The 19,828-nt window shown below is 60.4% G+C and carries 15 protein-coding genes and 1 pseudogene; 8 read left to right on the top strand and 8 right to left on the bottom strand.

Going from position 1 to position 19,828, the window contains the following annotated elements; all coding sequences use genetic code 11:
• Positions 1–19: 19 nt before the first annotated feature.
• From DXZ77_RS02905 to pyrR, 7 genes are read right to left on the bottom strand one after another with little or no spacing between them, the layout of a single operon-like run.
• Entirely contained in the window at positions 20–1,039 is a 1,020-nt protein-coding gene (locus DXZ77_RS02905) for a dihydroorotate dehydrogenase (protein ID WP_115029795.1), read from the bottom strand.
• Positions 1,039–1,923, bottom strand: coding sequence for a dihydroorotate dehydrogenase electron transfer subunit (locus tag DXZ77_RS02900; RefSeq protein WP_115029793.1), 885 nt, complete (start codon positions 1,921–1,923; stop codon positions 1,039–1,041). The genes DXZ77_RS02905 and DXZ77_RS02900 overlap by 1 nt, the downstream gene beginning before the upstream one ends.
• Complete coding sequence (gene carB, locus DXZ77_RS02895; RefSeq protein WP_115029791.1) at positions 1,920–5,252, bottom strand: carbamoyl-phosphate synthase large subunit; 3,333 nt, start codon at positions 5,250–5,252, stop codon at positions 1,920–1,922. The genes DXZ77_RS02900 and carB overlap by 4 nt, the downstream gene beginning before the upstream one ends.
• Positions 5,252–6,562 carry a glutamine-hydrolyzing carbamoyl-phosphate synthase small subunit gene (carA, locus tag DXZ77_RS02890; protein ID WP_115032463.1) on the bottom strand — a complete coding sequence of 437 codons (1,311 nt, stop codon included), beginning with the start codon at positions 6,560–6,562 and terminating at the stop codon, positions 5,252–5,254. The genes carB and carA overlap by 1 nt, the downstream gene beginning before the upstream one ends.
• Positions 6,563–6,603: 41 nt before the next feature.
• Positions 6,604–7,953 (bottom strand): dihydroorotase, encoded by a 1,350-nt coding sequence (locus DXZ77_RS02885; protein ID WP_115029789.1) that lies wholly within the window; start codon positions 7,951–7,953, stop codon positions 6,604–6,606.
• Positions 7,950–8,906 carry an aspartate carbamoyltransferase catalytic subunit gene (locus tag DXZ77_RS02880; RefSeq protein WP_115029787.1) on the bottom strand — a complete coding sequence of 319 codons (957 nt, stop codon included), beginning with the start codon at positions 8,904–8,906 and terminating at the stop codon, positions 7,950–7,952. Before DXZ77_RS02880 ends, DXZ77_RS02885 begins: the two co-directional genes overlap by 4 nt.
• Positions 8,906–9,502 (bottom strand): bifunctional pyr operon transcriptional regulator/uracil phosphoribosyltransferase PyrR, encoded by a 597-nt coding sequence (gene pyrR / locus DXZ77_RS02875; protein WP_115029785.1) that lies wholly within the window; start codon positions 9,500–9,502, stop codon positions 8,906–8,908. Before pyrR ends, DXZ77_RS02880 begins: the two co-directional genes overlap by 1 nt.
• Before the next feature lie 199 nt (positions 9,503–9,701).
• Between pyrR and DXZ77_RS12665 the strand changes: the two are divergent.
• From DXZ77_RS12665 to buk, 8 genes and pseudogenes are all read left to right on the top strand, one after another.
• Positions 9,702–9,981, top strand: a pseudogene (locus tag DXZ77_RS12665) (GrpB family protein).
• A gap of 214 nt (positions 9,982–10,195) precedes the next feature.
• Positions 10,196–11,881, top strand: a complete 1,686-nt coding sequence (gene pgi / locus DXZ77_RS02865) for a glucose-6-phosphate isomerase (protein WP_115029783.1) — start codon at positions 10,196–10,198, stop codon at positions 11,879–11,881.
• Positions 11,882–12,069: 188 nt separating this feature from the next.
• Positions 12,070–13,182: a pyruvate dehydrogenase (acetyl-transferring) E1 component subunit alpha gene (pdhA, locus tag DXZ77_RS02860; RefSeq protein ID WP_115029781.1), complete on the top strand. Its 1,113-nt coding sequence runs from the start codon at positions 12,070–12,072 to the stop codon at positions 13,180–13,182.
• 2 nt (positions 13,183–13,184) lie between these two features.
• Entirely contained in the window at positions 13,185–14,162 is a 978-nt protein-coding gene (locus tag DXZ77_RS02855; protein ID WP_115029779.1) for an alpha-ketoacid dehydrogenase subunit beta, read from the top strand.
• A gap of 9 nt (positions 14,163–14,171) precedes the next feature.
• A complete protein-coding gene (locus DXZ77_RS02850; protein ID WP_115029778.1) occupies positions 14,172–15,434 on the top strand; it encodes a dihydrolipoamide acetyltransferase family protein in 1,263 nt (420 codons plus the stop codon).
• A gap of 5 nt (positions 15,435–15,439) precedes the next feature.
• On the top strand, positions 15,440–16,852 hold the full coding sequence (gene lpdA / locus DXZ77_RS02845; RefSeq protein ID WP_115029776.1) for a dihydrolipoyl dehydrogenase: 1,413 nt from the start codon (positions 15,440–15,442) through the stop codon (positions 16,850–16,852).
• A 40-nt stretch (positions 16,853–16,892) separates the two neighbouring features.
• A complete protein-coding gene (locus DXZ77_RS02840) occupies positions 16,893–17,792 on the top strand; it encodes a phosphate acyltransferase (RefSeq protein WP_147279168.1) in 900 nt (299 codons plus the stop codon).
• A complete protein-coding gene (gene buk, locus DXZ77_RS02835) occupies positions 17,789–18,850 on the top strand; it encodes a butyrate kinase (RefSeq protein ID WP_115029771.1) in 1,062 nt (353 codons plus the stop codon). The genes DXZ77_RS02840 and buk overlap by 4 nt, the downstream gene beginning before the upstream one ends.
• Here buk and DXZ77_RS02830 read toward each other — a convergent pair.
• Positions 18,840–19,775: a LysR family transcriptional regulator gene (locus tag DXZ77_RS02830; protein WP_181816005.1), complete on the bottom strand. Its 936-nt coding sequence runs from the start codon at positions 19,773–19,775 to the stop codon at positions 18,840–18,842. The genes buk and DXZ77_RS02830 overlap by 11 nt on opposite strands.
• Positions 19,776–19,828 lie beyond the last annotated feature (53 nt).

Raw genomic sequence — 19,828 nt, 5'->3', positions numbered from 1 at the left:
GCTCAGATAGGCAGATCAATTACGAAAGCGGAAGAGCGGCGCCAACAACCTCCGAAACCGTCGTGTATCCACGCGCATCCAACTCCGCCGCCAACTCCTCAATCACCCGCACCGGCGCATGAGGGTCATTGAAGACGGCCGTACCGACCTGAACAGCCGCAGCACCCGCAGCAAGGTACTGAAGCGCATCGGCGCCTGTACGCACACCACCGACTCCGATGATGGGACGAGGAGGTATACGGCCATCACGCATGGCATTAGCGACCTGCCACACTGCCCGCACTCCTACTGGGCGCACAGCCGGGCCTGAGAGCCCGCCCGTAACACCAGCCAAGTGGGGATGCATCCGCACCGTATCGATTTCGATACCGAGCAGAGTGTTGATCATGGTCAAGCCGTCGGCGCCAGCGTGCACCACAGAGCGCGCTATCTCAACCAGGTCAGTGACATCGGCACTGAGCTTGACGAACAGCGGAACAGTCTCACCAACGACGCGCCGCACCCGCTCAGTAACCTCGGCAGCAGAAACCGGATCACAAGCGAAGACGAGCCCACGGTTAGCAACATTGGGGCACGAAATGTTCAGCTCAATACCCGCAACCGCTCCAGCGTGCTCACAGGCAAGCAGAGTCTGGGCTACCTGCGCGTACTCACGGGCATCATTGCCGCCAACCGACACCAACGCCTGTGTTCCCACTGAGGCAAGCCAAGCAAGATCTTTCTCACAAAACGCTTCAATGCCCGGGCCCTGCAAACCAATCGAGTTGAGCATGCCTGAAGGAGTCTCAGCCATGCGCGGTGTTCCCCGCCCCGAACGCGGGTCAGCAAGGACTGTCTTGGTGACAAACGCCCCCAGTGCGGAGACGTCGAAGAAGTTGTGCAACTCCCGCCCGTTAGAGGCACACCCAGAAGCAGTCATGACCGGGTTCGCAAGCGTCAATGGCCCCAGCTGAGAAGTCAGGTCAACTTCAGTGGCTGCCTCCCGCGCGGCGACCGGTGTCTCATCAACAACCACAGCGTCACGTTTGCGTGAAAACATCAGTGACCTCCATTTCCTGGGGCACCAACCGCATCAGCAGGAACTTGGCAGTACCCGTCATTCCACGCATCCCAACGAACCCGATCCCCGCGGAAAGTGGGCCCTTCCACGCAGCTACGCACCATCCGCGTCACCCCATCGGACCCAGTCACCGGCATCGTGCAGGTCATGCACACACCGATACCGCACGCCATGGCCTCTTCCACAGAGACCTGCGCGATCACACCCATCTCGCCAGCAACCCGCGTCACCGACTCAAGCATGCCCATCGGGCCACAGGCGTACACCACCGACGCATCACTACGGCGAATAACCTCAGGAAGTGGATCAGAAACCCACCCCTGCTGCCCACGAGAACCATCGTCCGTGACGATGGTGACGCCATCGGCATACCGTTCAGCCTTATCCGCTCCGAACAGACGGTCATTCGTGGCCGCGCCGAGAATGAACTCGACATGACAGCCGCGCTCGCGCAGCGCCGCCGCCAACCAAAACAGCGGCGCACTGCCATAACCGCCACCAACAAGCACACAATTGACCCGCTCACGCGGCAACGGGAATGCCCTACCGAGCGGACCCACCAAATCCACGTACGAACCAACCTCCAGGTTGGCCAACCAGTCCGTGCCCTTACCCGCGGGGGAAACAACAATGTCCAGAATGTCTTCTTCAGAACGATCCGCAGCAGGACTGACCGCATGAAGGGCAAAAGAACGACGCAGCAACGCGCCACTCATCTGCCCACCCACAGTGATACCAACGAACTGCCCGGGCTTAGCCAGATCGGGCAAGCCTGGCGCAGTGAACGTCATGTACTGGTAATGACCCGCTGGTCTCGTCGCTACCAGTCGAGCCTCGACGTGAACCGTGCGTCGCGCACTCATGCGCGCTCCTCTCTTACCGGCTGAGCCTGATTCAGCCTCACCGCGTGCTCCTGGATAGACCCGATCGTGATCGAGTCAGCCATCAGGGCCTCCATGCCTTGCACTGCCGCACCGAGCTGCTGCACCGTCGTAATGATAGGGAGCCCTTGACTCGTAGCTGCCGTGCGGATCGTGTACCCATCCGCCCGAGCCTTACCGCTGCCAGGGGTGTTCACGACCATGTCGACGTTACCCGCCAAGATCTCCTCCACGACTGTTGGCTCGCCGCCAGGTCCACGACCCTCACTGTGTTTACGAACGGGTTCGGTGGGGATTCCGTTCCGTCGCAACACTTGCGCCGTTCCCTCAGTAGCAAGAAGTGAGAAGCCCATCTCATGAAGGCGTTTGATCGGGAAAATCATGGCACGCTTATCCCGATCAGCCACCGAAACGAAAACCCTACCCGCAGTAGGCAGTCCCGCGAGCGCCCCCATCTGTGTTTTAGCGAACGCGGCGCCGTACGTGGCATCAATTCCCATGACTTCACCAGTCGAACGCATCTCCGGCCCGAGCACAGAGTCAACAACTCGACCTTGGGCAGTGCGGAACCGTTTGAATGGCAAGATGGCTTCTTTAACTGACAGCGGCGCATTGGCGGTGAGGGTGGATCCATCCCCTACCTGTGGGAGCATTCCCTCTTCACGCAGCTGTTGAATAGTGGCGCCCAACATGATTCGGGAAGCAGCTGCTGCCAGCGGGACCCCTGTGGCCTTAGCGACGAAAGGAACCGTGCGACTAGCGCGAGGGTTGGCTTCTAGCACGTAGAGGATGTCCTGGGTCAACGCGAACTGCACGTTCAACAGGCCGTGTACACCGATGCCTTCTCCCAACAGCCGAGTGGACTCTCGGATACGTTCGATTTCGCTAGGACCTAGAGTAATCGGCGGCAACACGCAGGCAGAGTCACCAGAGTGGATTCCGGCTTCTTCGATGTGCTCCATCACGCCGCCGAGATACATTTCGTGCCCATCGAAAAGCGCATCAACGTCTATCTCGATTGCGTCATCGAGGAACCTGTCAATAAGGACAGGATGCTCGGTGTCAGTGAACGTGGCACGGTCGACGTACTCAATCAGGGTCGGGTCGTCATACACCACCTGCATACCGCGACCACCCAGGACATAGCTCGGACGAACCAAAACCGGATATCCAATACCCGCAGCGATCTCCACGGCTTGGCCTGAGCTGTAGGCGGTGCCATTGCTCGGCGCGGGCAGCCCTGCTGCCTCCAAAACCCGCCCGAACGCCCCCCTGTCTTCAGCGAGGTCGATAGCTTCTGGTGAGGTACCAACAATCGGTACTCCCTCAGCTTTGAGCGCAGCCGCCAACCCCAGTGGGGTTTGTCCACCCAGTTGAACGACCACTCCAGCTACCGGGCCAGCCTGGCGTTCGGTGTGGATGATTTCGAGGACATCTTCGAGAGTGAGCGGTTCGAAATACAGCCGCGACGAGGTGTCGTAGTCCGTGGAGACGGTCTCGGGGTTGCAGTTGACCATGACCGTGTCGAATCCGGCATCCCGCAACGCGAAACTGGCGTGCACGCAGCTGTAGTCGAACTCGATTCCCTGACCGATTCGGTTTGGGCCCGACCCGAGAATGATTACCGCCGGTTGTTCACGGGGGGCGATTTCCGTTTCGCAGTCGTAGGTGGAGTAGTAGTACGGCGTACTGGCAGCAAATTCTGCCGCACAAGTGTCGACTGTTTTGTATACCGGGCGTACTCCCAGGGCATGACGCACCCCCCGCACCACTGCTTCATCAGTGCTGAGGATTTCGGCGAGCTGGGCGTCAGAAAATCCATGACGTTTCGCCAACCGGAGAATCTGCGGGTCGATGGTGCCGCTGCTATTTTGGCTACGCGCCACCTGCTCAGCTACCGCGTTGAGCAGCGCGATCTGGTCAAGGAACCACGGGTCAATCTTGGTTGCCTCAAATACCTCTTCAACACTGACTCCGGCGCGCAGAACCTGTTGGACCAGTTCGATACGGCCATCGCGAGGGATCGCCGCCTGTTCCAGTAGGCACATGGCCTGTTCCCGAGAAGGAATTGTGCCCGGGCGCCAATGGAACCCTGCCCCTTGGCGTTCAGTGGAACGCAGCGCCTTTTGCAGCGCCTCGGTGAAGTTACGGCCCAAGCTCATCGCTTCGCCGACAGATTTCATCGTGGTGGTGAGAACGTCTTCGGCATCGGGGAATTTCTCGAAAGCGAAACGCGGCACCTTAACGACCACGTAATCGAGTGTCGGCTCAAAACTAGCCGGAGTTTTCTCCGTGATGTCGTTAGGCACCTCATCGAGGGTGTACCCGATCGCCATCTTCGCGGCGATTTTCGCGATCGGAAATCCCGTGGCTTTAGAAGCCAACGCTGAAGACCGTGAAACACGCGGGTTCATCTCAATCACGATGATTCGCCCATCAACGGGGTTCACCGCGAACTGGATGTTGCAGCCACCGGTATCAACACCGACCTCACGAATGACGGCGATACCAATGTCACGCATGCGTTGGTATTCGCGGTCAGTGAGGGTCAGCGCGGGAGCAACAGTGATGGAGTCACCTGTGTGCACCCCGACCGGGTCGACGTTCTCGATTGAGCACACCACGACGACGTTGTCAGCGTGGTCACGCATGACCTCGAGTTCGTATTCTTTCCAGCCCAGGATGGACTCTTCGAGAAGGACCTCGGTGGTGGGTGAGTCATCCAAACCAGCCCCAGCGATGCGGCGTAAGTCTTCTTCGTTGTAAGCGAAGCCTGACCCCAGTCCACCCATGGTGAAGGAAGGCCTAACAACGAGGGGGTAGCCGAGCTGCTCTGCACCTGCAAGGACTTCGTCCATGGTGTGGCAGATGAGTGACGCCGCGGACTCGGCACCGACTTTTTCGACCACACTTTTGAACAGCTCACGGTTTTCCCCGAGCTGGATAGCTTCTACGTTCGCCCCGATCAAGGAGCAGCCGTATGTGTCGAGGACGCCGTTTTCGTGCAAAGCAATAGCTGCATTGAGCGCGGTTTGCCCACCGAGAGTAGCCAGGATCGCATCTGGCTGCTCTTTGGCGATGATGCGTTCGAGAATGCTCGGTTCGATGGGTTCGATGTATGTGGCATCAGCGATGTCCGGGTCAGTCATAATCGTGGCCGGGTTGCTGTTAACCAAGATCACGCGCAGCCCTTCAGCGCGCAGCACCCGGCACGCCTGTGTACCGGAGTAGTCAAATTCGGCGGCCTGCCCGATAACAATCGGCCCAGAACCAATGACGAGAACGGATTTGATGTCATCACGTTTGGGCATCAGTGACCCTTTCCTTCCGTGGTGGTCGCTGCTGCCTGGCCAGCCTCACCGGCGCTCAGGTGATGAGGCTGCTGATGTACGCCCTCTTTGATCTGGGCGATAAGGGGATCAATGATCCTGGTCTCGGCGGCTACTTCTTCGACACCGTGCACCTGCCCCATGAGAGCGATGAACTGGTCAAAAACATATTGGCTGTCGTGGGGCCCAGCAGCTGCCTCGGGATGGAACTGCACGGAGAACGCTGGGATATCCAAGCATTGCAGCCCCTCGACAACATTGTCGTTAAGGCCCACGTGAGAAACCCGGGCACGACCGTAGGAAGCATTCGCCGCAGCGGTGACGTCCTCATCAATCGGGGCATCAACAGCGAAACCATGGTTTTGTGCAGTGATATTGACCTTGCCGGTAGCGCACACCTTCACCGGCTGGTTGAGGCCACGGTGACCAAACCGCAGCTTGTAGGTACTGAACCCAAGAGCCCGGCCCAGGATTTGGTTACCGAAACAGATCCCGAAGTAGGGAATGCGGTGGCGCAAAACCTGTTGGAGAAGATCGACCTGGTGGTCTGCGGTGGCGGGGTCTCCCGGACCGTTAGAAAAGAACACCCCATCGGGGCCATGCTCGGTGTGAACACCGCGCACAGACATCACATCATCGAAAGTTGCGCTCGCAGGCAGCACAACAACTTTCACGCCACGCCGCGTGAAGTTACGGATGCTCATGTCTTTGATACCCAAATCTACAAGCGCCACCACAAAGGCAGGTTCACCTTCGGGAAAGTACTCCACGGCTGCTGCGACGGTGACCTCATCGACGAGGGCCGACCCGGCCATCTGCGGCGCAGATCGGACCTGTTCTAGCAGTTCCGTGTCGCTGTGTTCAGCGGCAGTGCCGGAGAAAATACCGACACGCATAGCACCCTGAGTGCGTAAGTGGCGGGTAATCGCTCGGGTGTCGACACCGCAGATACCGACGATTCCTTGCTCACGCAATTCGTCCTCGAGGTGACGTTGGCTACGCCAGTTACTCGGGCGAAGGGCGGCCTCACGGATTACGTATCCAGCCACCCAGATTCGTCGTGATTCGACATCGTGGTCGTTGACGCCGGTGTTGCCGATATGCGGGGCCGTCATCACAACAACTTGCCGGTGATATGAGGGGTCTGTGAGTGTCTCTTGGTAACCGGTCATGCCGGTGTTGAAGACAGCTTCGCCGGTGGTGGAGCCAATAGCTCCGTAGGCACGCCCGCGAAAGATCCGGCCGTCTTCGAGAACGAGGACGGCCGGGCTTCGCTGTAATTCAGTGAGAATGGCCGCCCCGGCGTCAAGAGAGAAAGTGGCGGTCTTCTCGCTCACGCGCACCCTCCTCGAGGGGTTACCTGCAGGTCGGCGAGTTCACCGTTGAGGAAGGTAGGCACGCCGCGCAGCAGGGTGTGGCGGACACGGCCACGCAAGGTGCGTCCATGCCACGGGTTGTTACGCGAAATACTGGCGCTCTCCTCACGGTCAACGGTGTACGTGGATTGCGGGTCAACCAGCGCGATATTGGCCGGCTCCCCCACTTCCAGGGGGCGGCCTTGATCGGACAGGCCAGCCAAAGCAGCAGGTCGCACAGACATCGACTGGGCAACATCAGCCCATGTCATAGCCCCCGTGTGGACGAGCACGTCACTGACCACAGATAGGGCGGTTTCAAGGCCAAGCATGCCGTTAGCGGCAACCGCGAAGTCATGCTGCTTATCGACCAATGCGTGTGGAGCGTGGTCTGTGCCGACCATATCGATCGTTCCGTCTGCTAGCCCAGCACGCAGCGCTTCAACGTCTTTCATCGACCGCAGCGGCGGGTTCACTTTATAGACGGAGTCATACGACTCAAGCAGATCAGCAGTCAGTGCCAGATGGTGAGGCGTTGCTTCGGCAGTGATGTTGACTCCCTGCGCCTTACCCCACCGGACCAGCTCAACAGCCCCAGCAGTGGACAGGTGGCACACGTGCAGGCGAGCGCCCGCGGACTTAGCGAGCATGATGTCGCGGGCGATGATCGACTCTTCTGCGACTGCGGGCCATCCAGGCAGCCCCAGCCGGCCAGAAACGGGGCCTTCGTCACAGCAGGAAGATCCAGGAGCTAGTCGCGGGTCTTGGCTGTGCTGAGCGATCACGCCATCGAAAGCAGCGACGTACTGCAACGCTCGACGCATGATCACCGGGTCAGCGACACATTTACCGTCGTCACTGAACATGGTGACGCCAGCGCGGGAAGAATTCATCAATCCAAGCTCGGCTAGCTCTTCACCGTTGAGTCCTTTAGTGACAGCGCCTACCGGGTGCACGTCACAGTAGGGCGTGGCGACACCGGCGTCGTGGACCCACTCAGCAGCGGCTGCGGTGTCCGTGACCGGGGTGGTGTTGGCCATCGCCATGACGGCGGTGTAGCCACCCACTGCGGCAGCGCGGGTACCAGTGAGAATGGTCTCTGCGTCTTCGCGGCCCGGCTCACGCAGGTGCGTGTGCGGGTCGACGAGGCCAGGAAGAGCGATGAGACCGGTAGCGTCGATGGTCAAGGCGTCAGAGACGTTGGCTGTGCCTGGCTCGATGATCTGACTGATCACACCGTCGGTGATGACCAAGTCGGCGCTGCGTTCTCCCAGCAGGGAAGCGTTCGTGATAACGACTGTGCGCTTGTTGCTGTTCGTGCTGGTCATCGGGACTCCCCTGCACTCATCTGGTCGCCGGAAAAGATGTGGTAGAGCACGGCCATGCGCACGGAGATACCTGCCGAGACCTGGTCGAGGATGAGGGAGTTCGCTGCGTCAGCGGCCTCCGGTGAGATTTCCAGTCCGCGGTTCATGGGGCCGGGGTGGCAGATCACCGCGTTGTCTTTCATGCGGGCCAGTCGCTCGCGCGTCAGGCCCCACCTGTCGGTGTATTCGTTCTCGGAGGGGAAGAATCCACCGCTCATGCGCTCACGCTGCACACGCAGCATCATGATGGCGTCGGCGCCTTCGACAACCTCATCGAAGTTAGTGGTGCAGGTGAAACCGGGAGTACCCATCACTTCCCAGTCACGGACCCCGTCGGGGAATAGCGTGCCCGGGGCGACCAAGGTGACCCGTGCTCCCAAAGCAGCCAGGCTGTACAGGTTCGAGCGGACCACCCGGCTGTGCAGCAAGTCACCAACGATGGCGACGTGCTTGCCTTCCAAGTCGCCCAAGGCTCGCCGCATCGCGAATGCGTCGAGCAGTGCTTGGGTGGGGTGAGCGTGGCGCCCATCACCAGCGTTCAGAACCGGCAGGCCGCTCCATTCCATCGCGAGTTTGGGTGCCCCGGAGACGGAGTGACGAATGACAAACCCATCGACACCCATCGCTTTAAGGGTAAGAACCGTGTCGCGCAGTGACTCGCCTTTGGAAGTAGAGCTGCCCTTGGCGGTGAAAGCCATCGTGTCTGCGGACAGGCGCTTAGCGGCAAGGTCAAAAGACAGCCGCGTACGTGTGGAGTCCTCGAAGAACATGTTGACGATGGTGCGTCCACGCAGTGCCGGAAGTTTTTTCACTTCCCGCTGCTGCACCTGCGCCATCTCCTCGGCAGTGTCGAGGATGGTCGTGATGGTCTGACGGCTTAAACCCTCGGTGTCGAGCAAGTGTGGCAGTTGCATCAGGCCTCGCCTCCGTAGATGCGGACCTCATCGATCCCATCGGTTTCTGAGACCGTCACGGCAACGCGTTCTTTGCTGGAGGTGGGCAGGTTCTTACCAACGATGTCTGCCCGAATGGGCAGCTCACGGTGGCCACGGTCCACCAGGACTGCCAAGCGGACTGCGCGAGGCCGCCCCAAGTCATTGAGCGCATCCAGAGCTGCACGGATGGTACGGCCCGAGTAGAGAACGTCGTCTACGAGAACCACGACTTTGTCATCGATACCTCCGGTGGGGATCGACGTGCCCTCTAGGGAGCGAGTCGGGTTGCTGCGCAGATCGTCGCGGTAGAGCGTGATGTCCAGGTTGCCCACTGTGACTGGGCGGCCTTCAACCTCAGTCATCAACGTGGCTAGCCTGCAAGCCAAAGGAACTCCGCGAGTGCGGATACCGAGAACGATGAGGTCCTCACTACCTTTGTTTGCTTCGAGGACTTCGTGGGCCATGCGGCGCAAAGCGCGGGCGATTTCATCTGGCCCAAGAACTGTGCGGAATGTCTCGGCGATAGCCGGATCTGATTCACCCTGTTTCAGGGCATGCTTGTTGTCTGACGCCATGGCGAACAGACCTCCTTACCCGCCTCACGGGACGGTCTTTAAAGGATGTCAGTTAACGGGTTGTCAACGAGGCCACCATACATGTGCATGGGGCATCTCTGGGCGCAAATCACGCCACACACCTGGCGTCACGTCGCAGTCGAGGTCAGGCCTGCTCAGGCTGCGCTAACAGGACGGCGCACGTGGGAAACTCGGGGACATGAGCGTGATAGTCGTAACAGCTGACCCGCGATGGGCTGAGCAGTTCAAGCAGGTTGCTGCCGACCTCGCTGCCACGCTGACCGGGGTGCAAGTGGAAGCCATCGAGCACGTGGGATCCACGTCCGTGCCAGGCCGCCAAACCTACCCTGGACATCGACATCCTCGTCGCTAGCGACGAGGAGATTCCTGCCGCGATCGACAAGCTGGAAGCAGCCGGGTATACCCACCGCGGTGATCTCGGGGGTAACGGAACGAGAAGCCTTCTGGGCGCCGGATGAACAGCCACGCCGCAACGTCTACCTCAGCGCGGCAGACCGGCAGGCCATCCTCCTGCTCAATCCCCCGAAGCACTTCAGTAACTTTCCCTGTCCTGCAACTAGGCTGGAGAACGAGAGCAGCCACATCTATGCGCGGCTCACGCCCCCGACCTCTCACACCGTTTCGAGCGGCCGATTGGGCACCGACGAACGAAACGACCGGAAGGTGCACAGCATGACCACCCCCGTTGACGCAACCGCAACCACAGCCTGGGCCGAGCTGACCACGCTCAAGGAAACAACAACCCCCGACCTACGCGCCTGGTTCGCACACGACCCCAACCGCGCCAAACGCTTCACCTTCCACGCCGCCGACCTACACGTCGACCTATCCAAAAACATCATCACCGACGAAATCCTCACCGCCCTGATCCACCTCGCCGAACAGGTCAACCTCACCGAACGACGCGACGCCATGTTCGCAGGCGAACACATCAACATCACCGAAGACAGAGCAGTCCTACACACCGCCCTACGCGCCCCCGCCACCACCAGCCTCACCGTGGATGGCCAAAACGTCACCGCCGATGTCCATGACACCCTCGAACGCGTCTACGCATTCGCCGACAAAGTCCGTTCCGGTGATTGGAAAGGCGTCACCGGCAAACGCATCGAAACAGTCATCAACATCGGCATCGGAGGCTCTGACCTCGGCCCCGTCATGGCCTACGAAGCCCTCCTGCCCTATACCCAAAAAGGCCTCACCTGCCGCTTCATCTCCAACATTGACCCCACCGACGGCGCCGAAAAACTCCACGACCTCGACCCCGAAACCACCCTCATCATCGTCGCCTCAAAAACATTCACCACCCTCGAAACCCTCACCAACGCCCGCCTAGCCAAAACCTGGCTCCTTGACACCCTCACCACCAACGGCGCCATCGACGGCTCCGAGAACTCCCGCTCCGAAGCCGTCGCCAAACACTTCGTCGCCGTCTCCACCGCCCTGGACAAAGTCAGCGCCTTCGGGATCGACCCCAACAACGCCTTCGGATTCTGGGACTGGGTCGGCGGCCGCTACTCCGTCGACTCCGCAGTCGGCACCGCCCTAGCCATCGCCCTAGGGCCAGACAACTTCCGTGACTTCCTCGCCGGATTCCACGCCATCGACGAACACTTCCGCACCACCCCCCTAGCCAGCAACGTCCCAGCCCTCATGGGACTGCTGAACATCTGGTACCGCAACTTCCTCGGCGCCAGCACTCACGCCGTCCTTCCCTACGCCCAATACCTCCACCGATTCCCCGCATACCTGCAACAACTCACCATGGAATCCAACGGAAAATCTGTGCGCTGGGATGGCACCCCCGTCACCACCGAAACCGGCGAAGTGTTCTGGGGCGAACCCGGCACCAACGGACAACACGCCTTCTACCAACTCATCCACCAAGGCACCCAACTCATCCCCGCCGACTTCATCGCCGTCGCCACCCCCGCACACCCCCTCAAAGACAGCACCGCTGCAGGCGCAGACGTCCACGAACTCTTCCTCGCCAACTTCTTCGCCCAAACCAAAGCCCTCGCCTTCGGTAAAACCGCCGACGAAGTCCGCGCCGAAGGAACCGCCGAAAACATCGTCCCGGCACGCGTATTCACCGGGAACAAACCCACCACCTCCATCATGGCCCCCGCCCTGACCCCCAGCGTCCTAGGCCAACTCATCGCACTCTACGAACACATCACCTTCACCCAAGGAATCGTCTGGGGCATCGACTCCTTCGACCAATGGGGAGTAGAACTCGGCAAACAACTCGCCACCCAAATCACCCCCGCCGTCGGCGGCGATGCCCAAGCCCTCGCCGACCAAGACTCCTCCACCAAATCCCTCATCGAGTACTACCAAGCCCACCGCAGCAACTAACCCAGCAACCACCACGGCCGGGTAGGCAAGTCCTGAACTCACCTACCCGGCCGCACTCATGCCCACGCCCAGACTCATAGGTACATAAAACACCGCTATAAACTCCTCGCCCCAACCCAGGATCAGCCACGTCCCCTGCTCATACAGTGCTTGACAAGGTCGCTCGACAAGCAGGAGATGCGCAGCCCATGACAACCACCCACTCCCTGACCAACATCGACTTGGCCCACCTGGTCACCACCTACGCCGAAGACTTCCCCATCATCCAAGTGCTCGACGAAACCGGCACCATCGTCGACCCCCAAGCCGCGCAAAAAATCGACGACAACACCCTCGTGCAGCTCATGAAAGACCTGCAATGGGCCAAAACATTCGACGTGCGCATCACCATGCTCAACCGGCAAGGAACCCTAGCCAACTACGCCCCCGGCGGCGGCCAAGAAGCCAGCCAATTCGCCACACTCGCCGCCCTCGACAAAGGCGACTTCCTCGTCCCCACCTACCGAGACATCGCCCCCCTCATCAAACACGGCCTGCCCATGTGGAAAGCATTCCTCTGGTGGCGCGGACACGTCGAAGGCAACACCTACAAACCCGAATTCCAAGCCTGGACACCTCAAGTCATCGTCGGCGGATCCATCCCCCACGCCGCCGGAGTAGCCCTAGGAAAAAAGAAAAAAGGCGACAACCACGTTGTCATGGCCTACTGCGGTGACGGAGCCACCTCCCAAGGCGACTTCTACGAAGGACTCAACTTCGCCGGCATCTACAAAGCACCACTGATCGTCGTGGTCCAAAACAACCAATGGGCCATCTCCACCCCCCTGACCCAACAAACCGCCGCCGCCACCATCGCCCAAAAAGGCGTCGCCGCAGGCATCCCCTCCCTACGCATCGACGGCAACGACCCCATCGCCCTCTACCTAGCCGTCAAACAAGCCCGCGAATACGCACTAGCAGGAAACGGGCCCGTCCTCATCGAAGCCCTCACCTACCGCACCGGCGCCCACACCATGTCCGATGACCCCAAACGCTACCGCGAAGACGACGAAGTCGACATGTGGATCTCCCGCAGCGCCGTCACCCGCCTAGCCACCCATCTCACCAGCAAAAACCTCTGGAACGAGGACATGGCCCACCACATCGACGAACAAGTCAAAGCCGAAGTCAAACAAGCCATCACCGACATGGGAAAAATCCCCGCCCAAAAAGTCAGCACCTTCCTGACCAACATGTACGAAAACCCACCCCAGAACATCACCGAACAAATCGCGGTCTACCAAGCCAAGGAGAACAACTGATCATGGCTGAACTGACCCTCGCCCAAGCCATCACCGCCGCCCTAGACCTCAAACTCGCCCAAGACCCCACCACCCTCATCTTCGGCGAAGACGTCGGCCACAACGGCGGCGTTTTCCGCATCACCGACGGCCTCCAAGCCACCTACGGCCAAGACCGCGTATTCAACACCCCCCTCGCCGAATCTGGAATCATGGGCCTGGCCCTCGGCCTCGCCAACGAAGGCTGGCGCCCCCTACCCGAACTCCAATTCGGCGGATTCGTCTTCGAAGCCATGGACGCCATCGCCGGACAAATCGCCCGATTCCGCTACCGCTACGGCGGCACCCGCTCCATGCCCATGGCCATCCGAGCCCCCTTCGGCGGCGGAGTACACACCCCCGAACTGCACTCAGACAACATCGAAGGACTCCTGTCCCACATCCCCGGCCTACGCGTCGTCATCCCCGCCACCGCCTACGACGCCAAAGGCCTCATGATCTCCGCCATCGAAGACAACGACCCCGTCTTTTTCCTCGAACACCTCCGCATGTACCGCACCGTCAAAGGCGAAGTCCCCGACGGCCACTACACCGTCCCCCTAGACAAAGCCAACATCGTGCGTGAAGGCACCGACATCAGCATCATCGCCTACGGCCTCATGGTCCACGAAGCCCTCAACGCAGCAACCACCCTCGCCAACGAAGGCATCAACGCCGAAGTGATCGACCTACGCACCGTCTCCCCCATCGACATGCACACCGTCCTGGAATCAGTAGAAAAAACCCACCGCGCCATCGCCTGCCAAGAAGCACAACGCCAAAGCGGCATCACCGGACAACTCATCAGCGAAATCACCGAACGCGCCTTCATGACACTCGACGCGCCCGTTGGCCGAGTCACCGCCCCCGACACCACCTTCCCCTTCGGCATGGCCGAATCCATCTGGATGCCCAACGCCGCCGACATCGTCGAAACGGCCCGCAAAACCGTCCAGTTCTGAGGAGAACCGATGTACCAATTCACCATGCCCGACATCGGCGAAGGCACCCACGAAACCGAAATCACCAAATGGTTCGTCGCCGAAGGCGACACCATCACCGAAGACTCCATCCTCGTCGAAGTCGAATCAGACAAAGTCGTCGCTGAACTGCCCTGCCCCGTCACCGGCACCATCACCAAACTCCACGTACCCCAAGGACAAAAAGCACTCGTCGGCAGCGTCATCGCCGACATCCTCACCAACGACAACACCCCCACCTCAGGAACCCCCACCCCCGCAACCACCCCAACCACAACCACGCCCCGACCACCGGCGAGTGCCACCACCAGCAGCGTAGACATACGCACCCTGGCAGTACCCGGAGTGCGCCGCTACGCCCGCTCCAAAGGCGTCGACCTGACCTGCATCACCGGAAGTGGAAACCACGGCAAAATCACCCGCGAAGACATCGACGCCTACCTAGCCAACGGTGCCTCCATACAACCAGCCACCCCGGCACCAACCACCAAAGAAAAAAGCACCCCAGCGGCAGAATCGACACCACTGCCCGCCACTGTCAGCAGCGGGCAACGCCGCGAAAAAATGTCCGCAATCCGCAAAGCCGCAGCCCGCGCACTCACCGAAGTAGTGACCACAGTGCCGGTAGTCACCATCCTCGACCGAGTCGAAGTATCCGCACTCGTGGCCCACCGCAACCGGCTCAAAGACACCGCAGCCACCCGCAAAGCAAAACTCACCTACACGCCCTACATCGTTAAAGCATGCGTGGCCATGCTCAAGAAAAACCCCCTCATGAACGGCCGCGTCGACATGGCAGCTGGCGAATTCATCTACTACGACACCTTCAACATCGGTGTCGCCACCAACACCGACCGTGGCCTATTCGTTCCCATCATCAAAGACGCAGACCGAAAATCCCTCTTCGACATCGCCCGAGAAATCACCGAACTCAGCAACCGCGCTAAAGCAGGCACCCTCACCAACGCCGACATGAGTGGCGGATCCATGACAGTCACCAACGTCGGTGGTTTCGCCACCAGCGGCGTGTGGTCCACCCCCATCATCAACGCCCCCGAAGCCGCCATCCTCGGCATCGGCCGCTTCGAGGACGAATTTCTCCCCGACAAAAAAGGCAAACCCGTTCTGCGCCCCGTGTGCAAACTGTCCTTCGCCTTCGATCACCGCCTCATCGACGGGGTCGACGCCCAAAAGGCACTCAATGACCTCAAAGAATTCCTACACAACCCAGACCTCCTCCTCGCCGAAAGCTGAACACCATGGTTGTCGGAGATTTCGCATCAGAAACAGACGTCATCGTCATCGGCTCAGGACCCGGCGGATACGTAGCCGCCATCCGTGCAGCCCAACTCGGTCACAACGTGGTGTGCGTTGAACGCGACGCCATCGGCGGAGCCTGCCTCAACGTCGGATGCATCCCCTCAAAAGCACTCATCCAAGCCGGGCACCACTACGCAGCCTCACGCACCCCCGACCTTTTCGGTGTCACCAACACCGAAACCACCTTGGACTTCGCCGCCACCCAACGCTGGAAAAACGAACAGGTCGTCGGCAAACTCACCCGCGGTGTGGCTGGACTACTGAAAAAAAACAAAGTCGAAGTGGTCACCGGTGAAGCCCACTTCATCGACGACCACAACATCCGCGTCGTCTTCGACGACGTCTACGGACAGACCTACCGGTTCAAACACTGCATCATCGCTACCGGATCGCGCCCCATCGAAATCAGCAGCGTCCCCTTCGGGCCACGCGTCCTAGACTCCACCGGCGCCCTCAACCTTCCCCAGGTCCCCAACTCCCTCATCATGATTGGCGGAGGCTACATCGGGATGGAACTCGCCAGCGCCTACGCCGACTTCGGCACCAAAGTCACCATCCTTGAAGGCATGGACTGCGTCCTGAACGGATTCGACCACGACCTCACCCAACCGGTGACACAACACATGCAAGCCAAAGGCGTCCAGATCATCACCGGCGCTAAAGCCACCGCAAGAAGCGAAAACGACACCTGCGTCACCATCACCTACGAACACAACGGCACCACCACCGAAATCACCGCCGACTACGCCGTCGTCACAGTAGGACGCACCCCCAACACCGACGGCATCGGCCTAGATGCCATCGGCCTGGACATGAACGAGCACGGCCTGATCAACGTCGATAACCAAGGCCGCACCTCATACCCACACATCTTCGCCATCGGCGACGTCGTCGCTGGCGCACCCCTGGCGCACAAAGCCAGCTACGAAGCAAAAATCGCCGCTGAAGCGCTCAGCGGCGACGCCAGCGCAGCAGTCGACTACGCCGCCATGCCCACCGTCTGCTACACCACCCCCGAAATCGCCACCGTCGGGCACACCGCGGACACCGCCACCGCCGCAGGCATCGAAACCACCAGCGCAACCTTCCCCCTGGCCGCCAACGGACGAGCCCTATCCATGAACAACCCCACCGGATTCGTCCGACTCATCGCCGAAACCACCACCGGACGCCTCATCGGCGCCCACATGGTCGGCCCCAACGTCTCAGAACTCATCGGCGAAGTCACCCTCGGCATAGAAAACCTCATCACCCTCGAAGACATGGCCCTGACCATCCACGCCCACCCCACCACCACCGAAGCCATCATGGACGCCGCAGAAATCGCGCTAGGGCGCCCCATCCACCAGTAAAAGCCACACACGACACACAACTCACAAGGAGCTTCACCCCGTGTCGATCACAATGAACGACCTCATCAACATCAGCCAAGACAGCACCACTCCCGCCGCCCGCGTCGCCGTCGTCAAAGCAGCCGACGAACACGTTCTCGACAGCATCATCCAAGCCACCCACAAAAACCTCATCCACCCCACCCTCATCGACGAGGCAACCAGCATCGAAAAAACACTCGCCCACCGCCTCACCCCCGACCAATACGACCTCATCGACATCGCCGAGGACACCCACGCCGCCAACGAAGGCGTCCGCCTAGCCCGCACCGGCAACGCCGACGCCCTCATGAAAGGGCACATCTCCACCGGCACATTCCTCAAACCCGTCGTCGACCGAGAAACCGGCATCCGCACCAGCCCCCTGCTATCCCACGTCATGCTCGTCGACAACCCCACCGTCGGACGCATCATCGCCATCACCGATGGCGGCATGGTCACCGTCCCCCGCGAAGAAGACATGATGCCCCTGATCAACCACGCCGTCCACATCATGCGACTCCTAGGCCAGCCTCACCCCAAAGTCGCCCTGCTCTCAGCCGCCGAAACCCCCATCCCCCGACTACCCTCCGCCGAACTTCAAACCACCTTCACCACCAACCACGCCACCAACGACATCACCATCGAAGGACCCCTATCCCTGGACCTAGCACTCCTGCCCAGCCACGCAGAAGAAAAAGGCTGGAAAGGCCGCATCCGCGGCGACGCCTCCATCCTCCTCGCCCCCGACATCGTCTCTGGCAACGCCGTAGCCAAATCCCTCAGCATGTTCGGCAACGGAACCATGGCCGGACTCGTCCTAGGCGCCGCCGTACCCATCATCCTCGTCTCACGTAGCTCATCCGCCCAAGAGAAATACCTCTCCATCGCCCTAGCACGCATCCTCGGAGACCACGCATGAAACACATCCTGGCTATCAACCCCGGAGCAACCTCCACCAAAATCGCCGTCTACAACAACACCACCGAACTCTTCCGCGAAGAAATCACCTACGACCCCCACCACTTCGCACACACCACCCATGTCATCGACCAACTCGACACCCGCGCCAACGACATCGAAAAAATCCTGCGCGACCGCGGCGAAAACAACTTCGACGCCGTCGTCGGCCGCGGCGGACTCATCGGCCCCGTCGCCCCCGGCGCCATCACCGTCGACGACACCTTCGAAGACATCGTCCGCAACCGCCCCACCCTCCAACACGCCTCCAACCTCGGCGGCCCCCTCGCCCGCATCATGGCAGCCGCCTTCGGTATCCCCCACGCCCCCGCCTACGTCTACGACCCCGTCACCGTCGACGAAATATCCGACGTCGCCCGCATCACCGGCATCGCAGGAATCCACCGCGAAAGCATCGGCCACCACCTCAACATGCGCGCCGTAGCCATCGACCTGGCCAACAAACTCGGCAAGGGCTACCCCAACAGCGACATCATCGTCGTCCACATCGGCGGCGGCAGCTCCGCCAGCGCCCACCAACACGGCACCGTCATCGACTTCATCTCCGACGACGAAATCCAATTCTCCGCCGAACGCTCCGGCGGCCTTCCCCTCAAAACCGTCACCACCCTCCTGAACACCATGAGCGTCGAAGAATTCACCCAACTCGTCCGCTCCCGAGCCGGACTACGCTCCCACGCCGACACCACCGACCTACGCGTCCTCGAAGACCGCATCGACAACGGCGACACCCACGCCGCCCTCATCCTCGAAGCCATGGCATTGAACATCGCCAAAGCAATCGGATGCCTAGCCACCACCATGAAAGGCTTCGTCGACGCCATCATCCTCACCGGAGGCATGGCCCACTCCAACCGCCTGTGCACACTCGTCGCCGAACGCACCGCATTCATCGCCCCACTACACCCCTACCCCGGCGAAGCAGAAATGGCCGCCCTCGCTGCCGGAGCCCTACGCGTACTCAACGGCGAAGAACACGCCCACACCCTCACCCCGTAACCTCATCCCCCACCCCCGAGCGCAGCACAGCCGAACGCCCACACTGACGAATCATCGTGACAAACTCATCCACCACCCCATTGCGCTGCGCTGCGCCATGAGTCGCAATACCAATCGGAAAACGGTTTGCCTTATCGTCCAACGGCACCCACGACAACCCCTCAACCACCGACATCTTCTCCACTTCAGAAGGCAACAACGCCACCGCATTCAACGAACGCACCGCATTCAACAGCACCTCCCAACTGTCATCCTGCAACACCACCGCAGGTGTAAACCCCACCTCCGCAGCACGCGAACGCAACACCCGCCCCAACACAAACCGCTCCGACAACGCACAAAACCGCTCCGAACGCAGCTGCGCAAACGTCACCGACTCCCGCCCCGCCAACGGATTATCTGAACGCATCACCGCCGATACCCTGTACGACCCCGCCCCCTCAGGCAAAGACAACACAGTAATCTCCGGCTCCACAATCGGGTGACTCACAATCGCCACATCGATCTCATCAGCCACCAAAGCCTTCTGCAACTGCATCGAACCGCTCTGCACCAACGTCACTTCAACATCGGTGTGCCCCGCAATAAACGCCGAAATCGCCGGCATATGCTGCACCGCAAACAACACCGTCAACCCCACCCGCAGCTGCGGACGCGACTGCTGCCCCATCGCCCGAATCTCATCCACCACCGCATCCACCCGCCGCACAATCTCCGACCCCTCCTCATACAAACGCCGCCCCGCCTCCGTCAGCTCATACCCCGACCCCGGAGTACGAACAAACAACCTCGCCCGCACATCCGTCTCCAACTTCTTCATTGCTACCGTCAACGTCGGCTGAGTGACATACAAATTACGCGCCGCACTCGACAACGACTTGCGCTCACTCACAGCAAGGAAATAGCGCAACTGACGAATATCCACCTGGGCAACCTCCCCGCAATCCTGACCACGCCCACACCACAACAACCCTCAAA

The organism is Dermatophilus congolensis (genome assembly GCF_900447215.1).
GTDB classification, from domain to species: domain Bacteria; phylum Actinomycetota; class Actinomycetes; order Actinomycetales; family Dermatophilaceae; genus Dermatophilus; species Dermatophilus congolensis_A.
Note: the sequence above shows the minus strand (reverse complement) of the source record. Positions and strands in the feature narration are given on the sequence as shown.